At 59.2% G+C, this 14,084-nt stretch carries 9 protein-coding genes and 1 pseudogene; 6 read left to right on the forward strand and 4 right to left on the reverse strand.

The genetic code is table 11. From position 1 onward, the window contains the following. Positions 1–41: 41 nt before the first annotated feature. On the reverse strand, positions 42–1,091 hold the full coding sequence (locus MTR72_RS19085) for a glycosyltransferase family 2 protein (RefSeq protein WP_280969426.1): 1,050 nt from the start codon (positions 1,089–1,091) through the stop codon (positions 42–44). A gap of 107 nt (positions 1,092–1,198) precedes the next feature. On the opposite strand from MTR72_RS19085, the gene MTR72_RS19090 reads away from it, so the two are divergent. Beyond that, positions 1,199–2,398, forward strand: coding sequence for a glycosyltransferase (locus MTR72_RS19090; protein ID WP_280969427.1), 1,200 nt, complete (start codon positions 1,199–1,201; stop codon positions 2,396–2,398). Here the strand turns inward: MTR72_RS19090 and MTR72_RS19095 are convergent. Next, positions 2,387–3,385 carry a glycosyltransferase family 2 protein gene (locus MTR72_RS19095; RefSeq protein WP_280969428.1) on the reverse strand — a complete coding sequence of 333 codons (999 nt, stop codon included), beginning with the start codon at positions 3,383–3,385 and terminating at the stop codon, positions 2,387–2,389. The genes MTR72_RS19090 and MTR72_RS19095 overlap by 12 nt on opposite strands. 326 nt (positions 3,386–3,711) lie before the next feature. Here MTR72_RS19095 and MTR72_RS19100 point away from each other — a divergent pair, with 326 nt between their 5' ends. The 3 genes and pseudogenes from MTR72_RS19100 to MTR72_RS19110 all read left to right on the forward strand — a co-directional run bounded on the left by MTR72_RS19100 (position 3,712) and on the right by MTR72_RS19110 (position 9,580). Next, entirely contained in the window at positions 3,712–4,032 is a 321-nt protein-coding gene (locus MTR72_RS19100; protein ID WP_341510829.1) for a hypothetical protein, read from the forward strand. A 304-nt stretch (positions 4,033–4,336) separates the two neighbouring features. Beyond that, positions 4,337–4,390 (forward strand): annotated as a pseudogene (locus MTR72_RS40485) (hypothetical protein); the annotation flags it as partial. A 147-nt stretch (positions 4,391–4,537) separates the two neighbouring features. After that, positions 4,538–9,580 (forward strand): Ig-like domain-containing protein, encoded by a 5,043-nt coding sequence (locus tag MTR72_RS19110; RefSeq protein ID WP_341510831.1) that lies wholly within the window; start codon positions 4,538–4,540, stop codon positions 9,578–9,580. A 93-nt stretch (positions 9,581–9,673) separates the two neighbouring features. Here MTR72_RS19110 and MTR72_RS19115 read toward each other — a convergent pair whose 3' ends face one another. Then, positions 9,674–9,943: a hypothetical protein gene (locus MTR72_RS19115; protein ID WP_280969431.1), complete on the reverse strand. Its 270-nt coding sequence runs from the start codon at positions 9,941–9,943 to the stop codon at positions 9,674–9,676. Positions 9,944–10,178: 235 nt separating this feature from the next. Between MTR72_RS19115 and MTR72_RS19120 the strand changes: the two genes are divergently transcribed. Beyond that, positions 10,179–10,433 carry a hypothetical protein gene (locus tag MTR72_RS19120; RefSeq protein ID WP_280969432.1) on the forward strand — a complete coding sequence of 85 codons (255 nt, stop codon included), beginning with the start codon at positions 10,179–10,181 and terminating at the stop codon, positions 10,431–10,433. Positions 10,434–10,530: 97 nt separating this feature from the next. Here MTR72_RS19120 and MTR72_RS19125 read toward each other — a convergent pair whose 3' ends face one another. Next, positions 10,531–11,994 carry a lipopolysaccharide biosynthesis protein gene (locus MTR72_RS19125; RefSeq protein ID WP_280969433.1) on the reverse strand — a complete coding sequence of 488 codons (1,464 nt, stop codon included), beginning with the start codon at positions 11,992–11,994 and terminating at the stop codon, positions 10,531–10,533. A 692-nt stretch (positions 11,995–12,686) separates the two neighbouring features. Between MTR72_RS19125 and MTR72_RS19130 the strand changes: the two genes are divergently transcribed. Next, positions 12,687–14,075, forward strand: coding sequence for a hypothetical protein (locus MTR72_RS19130; RefSeq protein ID WP_280971349.1), 1,389 nt, complete (start codon positions 12,687–12,689; stop codon positions 14,073–14,075). Positions 14,076–14,084: the final 9 nt, after the last annotated feature.

Below are 14,084 nucleotides of genomic sequence, written 5' to 3' on the forward strand. Positions count from 1 at the left end.
TGCGACGAGGATCTCACAAGGCGAGCTACCTTACGCTGCACTCAGGCGTGCCTGCGTCGGATGACGCTGCCGAACCTCAGGAGCGGCCTCAGGAGTTCAGCTCTGTTGAACCGGAGCATGATCAGCCGGTATGAAAGCCAGGAAGGGCTCAAGAATAGCGCAGTAAACCAGACGATATGAGACGCGGCGGCGCGCCATTGGGTCGTCTTGGTCAGGGCAAGCCATATCCCACGGCACAGCAGCGAACTGGACGTGTCCGCGTCCTGGCCGACGTAGCTCAGTCCCAATTTACGTGACGCGAGGCGATAGTTGATAAAGACGATCTCGTTATCGATTGGCCTCGCAGCTTGCACGTGCACCGACTTCCTGTCGCAATGCGCCTTCAGGATGTCGAACTCTTTGACGCGAAACCCGATCTGTCTGGGGAAATCGGGAAAGCGTTGCGCACGGCCCTTCGCGTCATTCCGACTGATATTTCTGCCATGAAGCCGATATTGCCCCAAGATTGCCTGCACGGTGACAACATCCCCATAGAGGGGCGCGATCGTGTTGAGGGCACCATCGTATCCGACCGGCGGATTGAGTGGGATGACCTGGCGAAGAAACGCTCGGGAATATGCGTTTCCCGACATGACTGGCCAGATATACGTTCCCGACCGGACAAACTCTGCGCGGACGTCATCTGACGTATAGGATTTGGGAAACGCACAAAACGAGCGCCCAACTGGCGTGCCAGCGCCATCGATGATTTCCAGATTGAATTGAACTTTCGAGACACCCTCGTTCCAGCGCGCGACGACGTTTTCTATCGCCGTCGGCATCAGGATATCGTCCGCATCGAGGAACAGCAGCACATCGCCTTTCGCTTCGCGATAGCCAACCTCGAACGCGGCGATGTTGCCTTGATTTGCCTGAAATATCGCTCGAATTCTGTCACCGTAGGCGGCGATGATCTGGCGGGAACCATCGATCGAACCGTCGTCGACGACAACGATCTCATCCGCCGGACGCGTCTGATTCAATGCGCTGTCGATTGCCAACCCGACGTAGCGTTCGTAATTGTAGACCGTTATGACGATGCTGATCTTCAACTCGTGTCACTCACGAAATTCGCAGCTTTGACGAGAGGCTATCAATCCATGCCTTGATGAGCCAGAGGTAATTGCGTGTCCCAAAGCATGGTTGGTGAGACAATCTCATGAAAATCGCTCTAATCGATCCATCACTGTTTACCTGGCCGTATGATCTCAAGTTGGCCAAAGGATTGACCGATATTGGGCATGCGACCAGCATTGTCGGGCGCCAGCTTGGGCAGAAGCCTTCCATCGACGAAGAGCGGTTTCTTGACCGGCATTTTTATCCAGGATTGCAGTCGCGTTTTTTCAAGAAACTTCCGCGCAATGTGCAACTGGGACTGAAGGGCCTCAGTCACGCTGAATCAATGGCTCGGCTGATCAGGCGATTCAGGAGAACGCCGCCTGATGTGATCCATTTCCAGTGGGCGCCGCTGGCGATCGTCGATAGCCAGTTCATTCCCCAATTCAGAAGGGTCGCGCCAACGGTGCTGACCGTTCATGACTCGAATCCATTCAATAACAATCCGAGCTCGCGAATACAGCGAATTGGCGCACTCGGGATTTTGCAACGCTTCGACCATCTCATCGTTCATACGATCGTTGCACGCGATCGCCTGCTGCGCGTTGGTATCCCGGACGAGAAGATATCCGTTATCGCGCACGGATTGCTGACGGATCATATCGACCGGCCGACCGACGAGCCTTCGGCCCGGGACGGGCGCGTTCAGATACTCCTGTTCGGCAAGATAAAGCCCTACAAGGGCGTCGACGTCATGTTTCGCGCGCTTGCGTTGCTTCCTCGAGAGGTGAGGGCGCATTGCCTGGTCAAGATCGTGGGCTGGCCGGAAATGCCGATGGAGCCGCTGTTCGCGATGGTGAAGGATCTGCAGCTCGAAGAGCAAGTCGAATTCGACCTGCGTTTCGTTCCGGAGGATGAAGTGGCCTCGCTGGTCGCGCGCGCCGACGTCCTCGCGTTTCCGTACCGGGATATTGACGCATCTGGTGTGTTGATGCTGGCGATCGCGGCGGGCCGTCCGATTGTCGCGTCGAACCTTGGGACCTTTTCGGAATGGCTCGGCGATCAGGCGGAAGGCACGCTCGTTCCTCCAGACGATCCCGTCGAATTGTCCCGGTCGCTCGAGCGCTTGATCAGCAACCAGGACTATCGAGGCGCCAAGAGTCGAAGAATGCTGGATTTGCGTGACTCCGTGCCGACATGGACGTCGATTGCACGCCTGACCGAGGCCGCCTATGCGAAGGCGGGCGGGCGCGTGCGTGCGCCGGCCAGCGCCGACCACGTTCTGCAGGGTTCACGAAACTGAAGGGGTCATCTGCCAGCTCGTCTGGCGGATCGACAGGATCCCCCAGAAAAAGCCCAGCGCCCACGCGAAATGCATCACGACAGCGGCCGGCAGCGCAAGCAGGCCGCCAATCGAGCGATGCTTTGCCGCAATCGTCATTGCTGTCAGCGACAGGATCGCCAGATAGGCCGCCGGCAATGCCAGCAGCACCGGCGCCACCGGAGACAGCAGGATGGCGCAAAACGTGAGCGCAACATGAGTGGGTACCAGGAACTGACGCAGTCGCAACGATCCGGGATGCCGCCTCACGGTTCTCGATCGACCGCGACCATAATTGAAGTATTGCTTTGCCAGGCTCAGAAAGCCCGACCGCGGTCGATATGAAAGGCGGATGTCCGAATCCAGAAATATCCGGCCGCCGATTGCGCGTAGCCTGCAGTCAAACTCTGCATCTTCATTATGTGTGAAGGTTTCGTCGTAACCCCCCGCTCTGCGGAACGCGTCGATGGTCATCGCCGCATGATGCCCGTGGTCGACAAAGCCGCTCTGCTTTCCGCCGCGATGTGCCGATCCGCCCGAGCCGACCTTTGTGTCCGAGACCCAGGCGATGGCCTTCTGCAGGTAGCCGTCGCCACGTGAGTCCATGGGAACGACGACCGAGTCGGCTTTGCGCTCCTCCAGGGTCTTGAGGAGGCTCGAAACATAATCCGCCGGATATCCGCAATGGGCGTCACACCGCACCAGCACCTGCGCGTCGGCACCATAGACTCGTACGGCCAGATTGACGCCGGCACTCTGCAGCCGCTGGGGATTGTGCAACAGAAGGACGCCGTCGATCTCTTTGGCGAGCGCGCGGACAATGTCGGGCGTCCCGTCGGTGCTGCCGCCATCCGCAACCACTATCGTGCGGTCCTCGTGAAGACTGTCCCGGGCCAGGTTGCGGACAACGGTTTCGATGTGAGAAGCCTCGTTCAACACCGGTATGACGATCAGAACTTTTCTGGACACGGCTTACCTGTCACTCGCGGTCGTTTTGCTCAATCCGTTGGCAGGCGCGGGAATGGTCTTTCTGTGATGCACGCCAAAGGACAAGCCGACGGTCAGCCAAAAGAATGGCCAACTCGTGACCTGTCGTCATGGTCTCTTGATGCGCGAAAAATCAGCGAGCATCCTTCATCATCCCGCCTTAAAACGTGCGATCTAGTTTGCGTGGATGGTGTGTGACCGATCGCCTTAACATCGGAAGCGAACCCGAATGGGAGCGACATGTGAGAGCTGTTGTTATCGTCTTCGTCTCGTTGCTTGCGATATGTCATCCTGCGTCGGCTGATCCGATGTCGCTGGAGTTTTCTTGGCGCGGGGCGCACGGCTGCGTCACGCTATTTCCAAATCCCGAGATCCATCTGCGCAACGTTCCGGCGGGTTCCACGTCGCTGTCGCTCACGCTGACGCAAGGTGCTCGAGAAATGGGGGGCCAGGATGTTCCAGTTCCCGGCAACGGCATTTTGCCGTTTGGCGCGATCCGGACTTTCGGGCCTTGCAATCCGGGATTGTATGAATGGACTGTCCTTGCAAAGTCATCGACGGGAGAGGTCCTGTCGGAAGCGCATCAGGCGCGGTTCTATCCCACGGACGAATCCGCAACGGGACAATAATTTTCGCTGCCGCCCGCGCCAAGGAAGCGTCGCGCATCGAATATCGTTCGGCGCCGGGTTCCGTTTCCGGAACGAAGCTCCTGCATAGCCATTGAAGCGATGTGGTGGCCTGCGCGTTGCAGTGAATTTGCTTGCTGCCGAGCAGCCGCCGACATCACGTGAGCCGTAGGGTTACGGGGTCTCATCAGTTCTTTCTACATTCTTCAAATTGTTTTGCTATTCGTAAGGTCGCTTTGAACGTGTGTTGTCGTTGGCTAACGCGCGGCAGGCGTTCGGTGACGCGCAAGGGAGCAAGCAATTCATCATGACTGTAATCAGCGGCACCGCCGGTCCTGACATCCTGTTTGGTGGCACCGGAAACGATCTTCTGACCGGAGGAGCAGGCTCGGATACTTTCGTCATCTCGAAGGGGTACGGCTCCGATACCATCACCGACTTTCAAGCGGGTACGGGCGGCGATGTGCTGCGGGTGCAGAACTACGGCTTTGCGACGTTCGCCAACTTCATGGCCGCCGCGACGCAAGCGGGCGCCGATACGGTCGTAACCCTGTCGTCGACCGAAACCCTTACCCTGCAGAATGTCACGCTTTCGGCCCTCGTTGCAGACAATGTCGTGCTCGATAATCCGCTGCCGACAAGCGGAACGGCATGGAACTGGGCGGGTACTGTCCCCGCAGGCGGCACGCTGACGACTGGAGCGACAAATGACGGCATGGAGGCCGGGGGTACTGGTGTTACCCTGATCGGCGGAGCGGGGGACGACACCTACTATGTTTATGACCACAACACCAAAGTTGTCGAGCAGGCCGGAGAGGGCATCGATACCATCCGTGTCTGGAATATCAACGGATACAGCCTCGTCAATGCGCCCAACGTCGAGAACCTGATCCTGACGGATAGTGTTCCGTCCCCCGCCACCGGAAATGATCTCAACAACATCATTGTCGGCAACGCCGGCGACAACTTGATCGACGGCGGGCGGGGCAACGACGTGCTGACCGGAGGCGCCGGTCGCGACACCTTTGTCGTCAACGCGGGAAACGGAAACGACGTCGTCACCGACTTTCAGGCCGGCGCGGGCGGAGACGTCCTGCAGCTCAACAACACGGGCTTCAAGACGTTCACCGATGTCACGGCGGCCATGAAACAGGTCGGCACCGACCTTGTCCTGACGATCGGCAGCGGCGAAACGATAACTCTCGAAAACACCAGCCTGCAGAATCTCACGGCTGCAAATATAAACATCGTCAGTCCCCTGACCGGACTGGTCCAAACCTTCAACGACGACTTCAATGCGCTCTCCGCAGGGCAGGATCCCAGCCTGACCTGGCGCACAAGCTATGCCTGGAGCGGGGCATCAAGCTACGGGCTGGCCGGCGAACAGGAAGTTTACGTCGATCCCAGCTTTTCCGGGCTGCCGGCAACTCAGTCATCGACCGCGCTTGGACTTAATCCGTTCTCGATCCAGGACGGCCACCTTGTCATCACGGCGCAGCCCTTGCCCGCGAGTGCCACGCCTTATACAGGCAGCGCCATTTTCTCGTCGGGCATGATCTCGACCCAGAATAGCTTTACCCAGACCTACGGCTATTTCGAGATGACGGCCACGCTGCCCAGTACAAGCGGCGCGTGGCCGGCGTTTTGGATGTTGCCGAGCACTGCCAACAACCTCAACACGGAAATCGATGTGCTCGAAGCCTTTGGTCAGGACCCTGACCAGGCGCATTGGGCCATTCACTCACCGTACGCGCCTGCGACGAATGGGGCTTGGGCCAATACGGCCAACCTGACCACTGGAGAACACACGTTTGCGCTCAAATGGACGCCCTACGACCTGACATTTTTCGTGGACGGGAAGGAGGTCGCACAACAGGCCACGCCCGCCGACATGAATACGGCGATGTACATGATCGCCAATCTGGCGATGGGCGGGAGCTGGCCGGGCAACGCCGCTCCAGGATCGACGGCGTCGATGACCATCGATTCCATCAAGGCCTATCAGTTGCCGGAGTACACGCTTGCGAACTACACCCTTCTCACGAGCGGCGCCGCGACCAATACGATCGCGGGAAGCGCGGCAGCGGATACGCTGACCGGCACTTCCGGCAATGATCGGATCGGTGGCGCCGGAGGCGCTGATACCATGACCGGCGGCGCCGGCGACGACACCTATGTCGTGACCGATTCGGCTGCGAAGATTGTTGAAGCCTACGGCGGCGGCGTCGATACGGTACTCTCTTCGGTGACGTACACGCTTCCCAGCTACGTCGAGAATCTGACGCTCACCGGTTCGGCGGCCATCAATGCCACGGGCAATATCCAGTCCAACAACATCATCGGCAATTCCGCGGCGAACGTGATCACCGGCGGGCTCGGCAATGATATCCTGACCGGCGCTGGCGGCGCGGATAGCTTCGTAATCAACTCGGGCGACGGCTCGGATATCATCACCGACTTTTCGCCGGGATCGGGCGCCGGACACGACGTTGTCCAGTTGAACGGCTTTGCCTTCACCTCATTCGCCGATGTGCAGGCGGGGATGACCCAGGTCGGGGGCGACGTATATCTGAAGTTGACGAGCCAGGACACCCTGGTGTTCCGCAACACAACGGTCTCGGCGTTCACCAGCGACGATTTCCAGTTGCCAGCTACGCTCCCGGTCGGCGGAACGATCACGTCCTGGATCAGCGGGAAAGCGAGCAGCCGCATGGTGTACGGCACCGCGGCGAACGACAAGCTCACGGCTGTTAATAACGATGACACGCTCGTCGGAGGCAACGGCGACGACACTTACGTCATCGGCAACGCGAACCAGAAAATCATCGAGAATCCCGGCGGCGGCATAGACAGCGTGGAAGCCTGGACGTCGTACACGCTGCCGGCCAACGTCGAGAACCTGACGTTGATGATGGGCGGGCTCGCCGGCGTCGGCAACCAAATGGCAAACCGCATGGTCGGCTCCAGCGGAGACGACATCCTCGATGGCGGCGGCGGAAATGACTGGCTCTACGGCGGGGCGGGGAACGACACGTTCATTTACAATGCAGGCAGCGGCAACGACACGATCGCCGATTTTCACGTCTTCACGAGCACGACTGCCGAGCACGACAAGCTGGTCCTGAAAGGCTACGACAGCGGCGCCTATCTGACCCATGTGAACGACGTGTGGACCGTTCACTACGCGGGTGGAGCAGATACCCTGCGCATTGCCGGCGTCACCAGCTTGGCGTCAGCCGACTATTCATTTGTTTCCGCGACGAATTCGCCGATCGCGACGACGCCTATTGCCGTGCCGACGATCTCGGCGATCAACGACAGCGGCTCGATCGTGTCGGGCCTCATCAACACAAATCATCTGATCCTTACGGGCCGCGCGCAGGCAGGTGTGACCGTCAAGGTGTTCGACGGAGCCAACCAGATCGGCACGGCGATCGCCGGTGATAGTGGGAGCTGGAGCTTTGCGACCGGAACACTGGTCGAAGGGGCCCATGCATTCGCGGCCGCCGCAATGGACGGCGTCGGCAATCTCAGCGCCGTCTCGGCCGGGATCAATGTCGCCATCGACACGGTCCCCCCGGCCGTGCCCACCGTCGCGTCGTTCTCGCCCGACAGCAATATTGTCGGTGATGGCATCACCAACGCCAATCGGCTGAATTTGGTCGGAACCGCGGACGCGGGCAGCACTGTGCAGGTGTTCGATGGCACTACGTCGATCGGAATGGCGGTCGCGGACGCCAATGGAGCCTGGTCCTTCGCGACAGGATCATTGGCGGATGGCAACCACATCTTCACGGGTAGGGCCGAAGACGCTGCCGGCAATGTCAGCGCTTCCTCAGGCGCGCTGAACGTCACGGTCGATACGAGCGCACCGGCTGCGCCTATCTTGACCGCGGGCACACCTGCAGCTTCCAGCGCCATGATCGTGTCCGGCACGGCGGAGGCCGGAAGCGCTGTCCGACTCTACGAAGGCACGACTTTGCTCGGCACAGCCGTGCCGGGGGCGAGCGGGACCTGGAGCATCACGACCGGATCGCTCACGGCAGGCCAACACAGCTTCACCGCGACCGCGACCGACATTGCCGGCAATTTGAGCCAGCTCTCGAATGCCTTCAACTCTGCCGCCGGTACGGTGATCGAAGCGGCCGGCACGACAACGCTCAGCCAGGTGGGAAGCAATTTCTATCTTTCGACGGCCGGGTCGTCGGTTCTGTTGAAGAATGGCGGGACTGCGGTCGTCGCGGGCCAGCTTGGCGCATGGGTGCCGGTCGGTGCGGAAGCATCGTCGAGCGGCTATCTCGTCGCCTGGAAAATCCCCTCGACCGGCCAGTTCGCGGTCTGGAACACCGACAGCAACGGCAATTTCGTATCCAACTATCTGAACAAGGTGTCAGGAACAGACCCGGCACTTGAATCGAGCGAGAGCCTCTTTCACCAGGATCTCAACGGCGATGGCGTGATCGGCGTTCCGTCGACGTCGACAACAATTGCGGGGACGACGATCGAGGCGTCCGGCTCGACCGCACTGGTTGCGGTCGACAAGAATTTCTTGTTGGCCTCGATGGCCGCCGGCACCGGACCGACGTTGAAGTATGGTGGCGTCGCGGTCGTGCCCGGACAGTTCGGCGTCTGGACACCGGTGGCGGTAGAGCAGACCTCCACTGGCTATGACGTGGCCTGGAAGATTCCGGCCACCGGCGAATTCGCGGTATGGGCCACGGACAGCAACGGCAATTACACATCGAACCTGCTGAACAAGGTGTCCCCGACCGACCCGTCGCTCAAGGCGATCGAGACGACGTTCTACCAGGATCTCAATGGCGACGGCGTAATCAACACGTCATCGACCGTCCTCAATATCTCCGGGAACGTTGTATTGAAACTCGGTAGTCTGACGCAGGCTGCGACGATCAACGCCGGTGCCACGCTCGAATTGTCCGGCGCCGCTTCTGGATCGATCACCTTCAAGGCGTCGACGGGCAATCTGGTGCTGGACCATGCGGCGCAATTTACGGGGACGCTGATCGGTCTGACGGGTGACGGTACCGCGGCCAACTCCAACCATATCGATCTGAAGGACGTCGCCTACGGAGCAGGAACGTCGGCGTCCTTTTCCGGCAACACAGCCGGCGGCGTGTTGACGGTGGTCGATGCCCAAAATCACGCGGCACATATTTCGTTGGTTGGCGACTACACCAAATCGACCTTCAATCTCTCGAGCGACGGAACAGGCGGTACATTGGTCATCGATCCTCCGAAAGCCAGCTTTGATTTTGCGCCGGTTCCTGCGTCACAGTCTCCTGCCGCAGCGCCGGCCGTCACCGCGGCGCGCCTGGGAAGCGACGGGTTTGTCTTCGAGCAATCTGCCGCCGTCTCGAAGGACACCTATGGGGTCGTCAACGAGGCGTTGCATGAATCGGCCAAGCCAGCTCCGCTCGTGGAGGCCGGCCGCCCGGATGCCGACCCCGGCCTTCATCAGCTCGACCTCGCTCACGCGACGGGCTCGATCGATGCCCATCTGGCGGAGTTGCATAACTTCATCCTTCGCTGAAGATCTTTGCGACCCGCATGACTGCTGCCGTCAACAGTCAATTGACGTGATCAGATTGACCGGTCGAATTCCGCAAGGGAATTCAACCGCTGCTCAGCGCGTATTGGTCCGATTGCTGTTAAGGTTCGGGTTGGCAGACACCGCCGGAGGGACACCCTGACCGATGGGATTCTGAAACGGATTATTGCTCGGCCGGGTTGCAACTGGATAGCGCGGGCTGCCCGTAGCGTTTGGTGAGCGGTGCTGCTGCTGTGCACCCTGATATCGGTTTGGGTACTGGTTTTGCTGGGTACCCTGCGCAAACACTGGCGCGGCAAGAGCGAGCGGAGCAATCAAAATCAACAAGAGCCTGAGCGACAACATTGCGGCCTCCCTCTGCGGAACCTGTCGGCAGTCAAGTTGCAGGTCTATTAACGTCAATTAGTTTGCCGTCCGCGCTCTGGAAAGAGGTCAGGGCTTCCAACTGCCCGTGTAAATTGGTCGCGACCTGTAGCCTCGGAATGTGGTCTTTAGTTCGGATCAAAACCCGCTAAGATGATCGCAACATTGATGCGGAAAAGTGCCGCGTCGATCAGGAGTTCCGGCAAGGAAACGTATCATGCTCGCCAATTGGAAATCTGGATGCGTGCTACTTGCGCTCGTCGGCGCTGTGCTGGGCTCATCTCCGGATCGCGCGTCGGCGATTACCGCAGAGCTTGCCAGAAAATGCAGCGCTCTTACCGCCAAGCAATTTCCGCCGCGCCAGCCCGGAAATCCGGCGGCGGGAAGCGCCAAGGGATCTGGAAGCGATCAGCGGGCCTACTACGACAAGTGCGTCGCGAACGGCGGCAAGATGGACGACGAATCCAAGTGACGCGATCGGCTCACGTGAGCAGCATGAGCTGATCAAGTGAGCCGGCTCAAGCAGACAAACAAAGTTGCATGATCCTTCAGTATCCGGGGAAGCTTCCCTAGATCCGGGCCGCTGCCTTTCGATAACCGTAGTGCAAGAGACGCGTCGCGAGCGCTCTTTTCTGCGCGAAGAAAGCAATGGCAACGAGATATGATACGTAGGATAGCGCCAGCAGCATCGCCAACCCGCTCGGGGAGTTTCCATCGAGCAACGAGGTGGCCGAAATCCATGTGACAGCCGCCGCAACGAGACAACCGATCCAATGCGGACCGGTTGTCTCGATTAGGCTCGTGGTCGTCACCGGGCCGTTACGACCAATCGATATTGCGTAAAGCGGCAGCACGATCGCGCAATTTGCCAGCGCGTACGATATGGCAATCCCCAACGCGCCCCAGGAAAGGCCGACCACGAATGAGGTCACGTTGATCAGGGCGGTCCAAACGCCAAGCCTGAAGTACTCCTGGCCACGTCCCTGACTGAGAAACAGCCAGGCTGCCGTCGCGGTCGCGACCTGGATCAAGCCCGCAAGGCCAAGCCACGAAAAAATTGGGGCTGCGCCCACCCAATGCTCACCCAGGACGATTCTGAAGAGTGGCTCCCCGAGAAAAACGGCAAAGACGATGCCTGGCTGACACACAAGCATGACCATGGAAAGAGCATCATCGTAGGCGCTCAGGTATTTTTCTTTGTCGAAACGAAGTCGGGAAAGCAGCGGGACGATCACCTGGCCGATCGGGGTGTGCAGTTGAATGATTGGGAACAGCAATAGCTTATAGGCCCGATCGTACAGGCCGAGTTCTTCGCCGCCCCGGAATTTCCCGATGAGAATGTTGTCTGCATTTCTCGAGAGATAGTTGACCAAGTTGAAGCCGGACACCTGCAGGCCAAATCTTGCCATGTGCCGCGTCTCGCGGTCCAAATGTGGATATCCGGGACGATAGCCCGAACAGGCCCAGATGCCGGTCGTCGAAACGAGAGTGAGAACGAGCGTGGACAGGTAAAGTGCCCAATAATTCCGCAAGATGACGACTGCGGCCACCCCTGCAACAACGGAAGCGGTTGTCGCTGCGACATCGAGGATTGCCAGGGTCTTGAACCGGGATTCTTTGGCCAGCAGAGCGGCGGGGACGGTCGGAAGGCCTGCAATGAAGCTTAGTCCGGCAATTGCGACGCTGAGCTGTTGAAGCCTGGGATCGTCGTAAAACAGCGAAATCGGATATGCGCTCAACGTCAGGGCAAGTGCAGATGCTGCGGAAGCAAGTACCGAGAGCCAGAACAGCGCATCGATCTGGCCCTTGGTGATCTCCGTACGCTGAATGATGGCCTGTCCAACGCCCAGGTCCTTGATAAGGCCGAGGAACGTTGCGGCGGTTGCAGACATGGCAAGCACGCCGAAGTCGGACGGTGCGAGATTTCGCGTCGAGAATACCGTCAGCACGAAGCCGGCGGACACTTTCCAGGCCTGGGACCCGCCCGTGATGAGGATGTTCGTTGCGGCCCGTGACTTGCTGTCTCTGTCCACGAGCTTACCCGATGATTTCAAACAGTTCTTGCTCAGCCTTGCGGCTACCGGCAAACGCTGGCGGCAAATCTATCGCTCTCACTACGACGGTTCCGGCGGTCGGTGGCTTTTAGCTTGGCTTTGACACGAACGGAAGACGCGACTGAGCGATGTGGGATCGGCAGACTCCGCGGGCGTTGTAAATCCAGTCGGCGCGGAGACCGATCTCGAACGCTTGCTTGAAGATCACCAGCGGATTCGAAGAGATGCACGGTCACAACAATGCCCACAGCTCGTCACATTTCAATTCGCAGTGTTGAGATCCCGCACGCTGATTTCGTAAGCACTGACACCGGGGAGGGCCATAACTGCGCTTGCGACGCTTTGCATGACGCAAGTCGTTCGATAAGGTTCAAGGCGATCTGCGATCGCGCAGTTCTGGAGTTCCGAGGCAAGGGATGGCGCTATACACCGTCGCATCACAGCAAGGAACCCGATCTGGCGTCTCGTCGCTCGCAGGACCTTTCATCCTCCTCGCAACAGCGGTCATTCTCTCTGCGGTCTCGCGGCGGGGCGTCACACATCTCGCGCGCTGGTCTGATATTTATGCTCTTGTGCTGGTTTGCGCGGCATTCGGCGGCGCGATCGCCTTCAGCTCCGTACGCTACCGGGATTTTTCGCCGCCATTGCGGATTACGTCCTTCGCAATCGGAATGGCGATCTTCGTGCAGTTGTTATTCGATTCGTGGGGCCCCTTCGCAGGACCTGCCAACATCCTGTTCGGCTCCGGCGACAAGATTCTGTTCTTCCGCTACGGCGCAGCGCTTGCGGTTGTGGCCGGCATCGCCGCGATCTGGCGTCCTTCATTTCTGGTGCCGCTATTCTATTTCTATCATGCCTGGCGCGAAATGGTCAGCGTCGTGTCCGGCATCTTCGTTACCGAGACCGACTATCTCGGCATGCTCGATGTTGGCAATTTCTGCGTCCTTGGCGTGCTGGGCACGATCGTCCTCACCAGCGCCTGGGCAATGGATCGCCTGCCGTGGCTGCGGACTGTGTTCGCTTCCACAAATGGCGTGAAAGAGCTCCGCGATCGCGCCTACGGTCTGATCTGGGCGTGCGCCGTTGGGGCGCATCTCGGCAGTTATTTCTGGTCGGGAATCGCAAAGCTGCAGGCAGGCGGCGAGAAGCCGTGGACCTGGCTAATCGCGAATCCCACGCAGACCTCGATCCTGATGGGGCTGGAGCGTGGCGATTCCCCTCTCGGTCTATGGCCGGGCGTGCTGCAGATGGTCTGGGATGCGATCGTCAGCAACCAGTTGCTTTTCAACGTCTTTGTGCTGGGTGCGCAGTTGCTCTCGCCGCTGGCTGCGATCTCGACGCGTGCATTGTCGTTCTTCTGCCTGCTTTTCGACCTCTTCCATGTCGGCGTCTACTTCACGCTCGGGGCGCTGTTCTTCTTCTGGATTGCCCTCAACCTGTTCATTGTCGCCGCCGCACGCACCTTGCCGCGCGATGGATTCACCCCGGCGATGAAGCTCGTGATGGTCGTGACCATCGTCTGCGGCCGCTTCTTTTTCTACACCAACTTCCTCGGATGGCTGGACGGGCCGAAACTGGCAAGCCCGCGATTTTTCGTCGAAACCCGCGACGGCCGCCAAATTCTCGCGCCGTCCACCTATTTCGGCATCTACTCGTACATGATCGGGACCGGTACCATGTACATCCCTGAAAACCATTTCCGCGCTCGCGTTGGTGGCAACAATCATGACCTCGCGACTTGGCACGATGCGACCACCTGCGGCTCGGAGATCCTTCCGCGCCAAGATACCGGAGTAGCCATGGAGGCCGTGGAGAAGCTGGTTCGCGAGACGGACCGTTTCTTCCGCGTCAATCCCTGGGTCAAGGAGAGCAACAGCTTCTATGCCTATCCGCACCACATGCTCTCCAATCCATGGATGTACCCCGAGTTCAACAAGCTGAGCATGGATGACATAGTCGCCTATCACTATGTGGTGGATTCGGTATGCCTCGGCCTCACGGAGGGTAAGCTCGTGCGCGACGTCCGGAAGCGAACGGACTATCGAATTGACCCAAAATAGCGATGACGA

The organism is Bradyrhizobium sp. ISRA442 (genome assembly GCF_038085055.1).
Classification (GTDB): Bacteria; Pseudomonadota; Alphaproteobacteria; order Rhizobiales; family Xanthobacteraceae; genus Bradyrhizobium.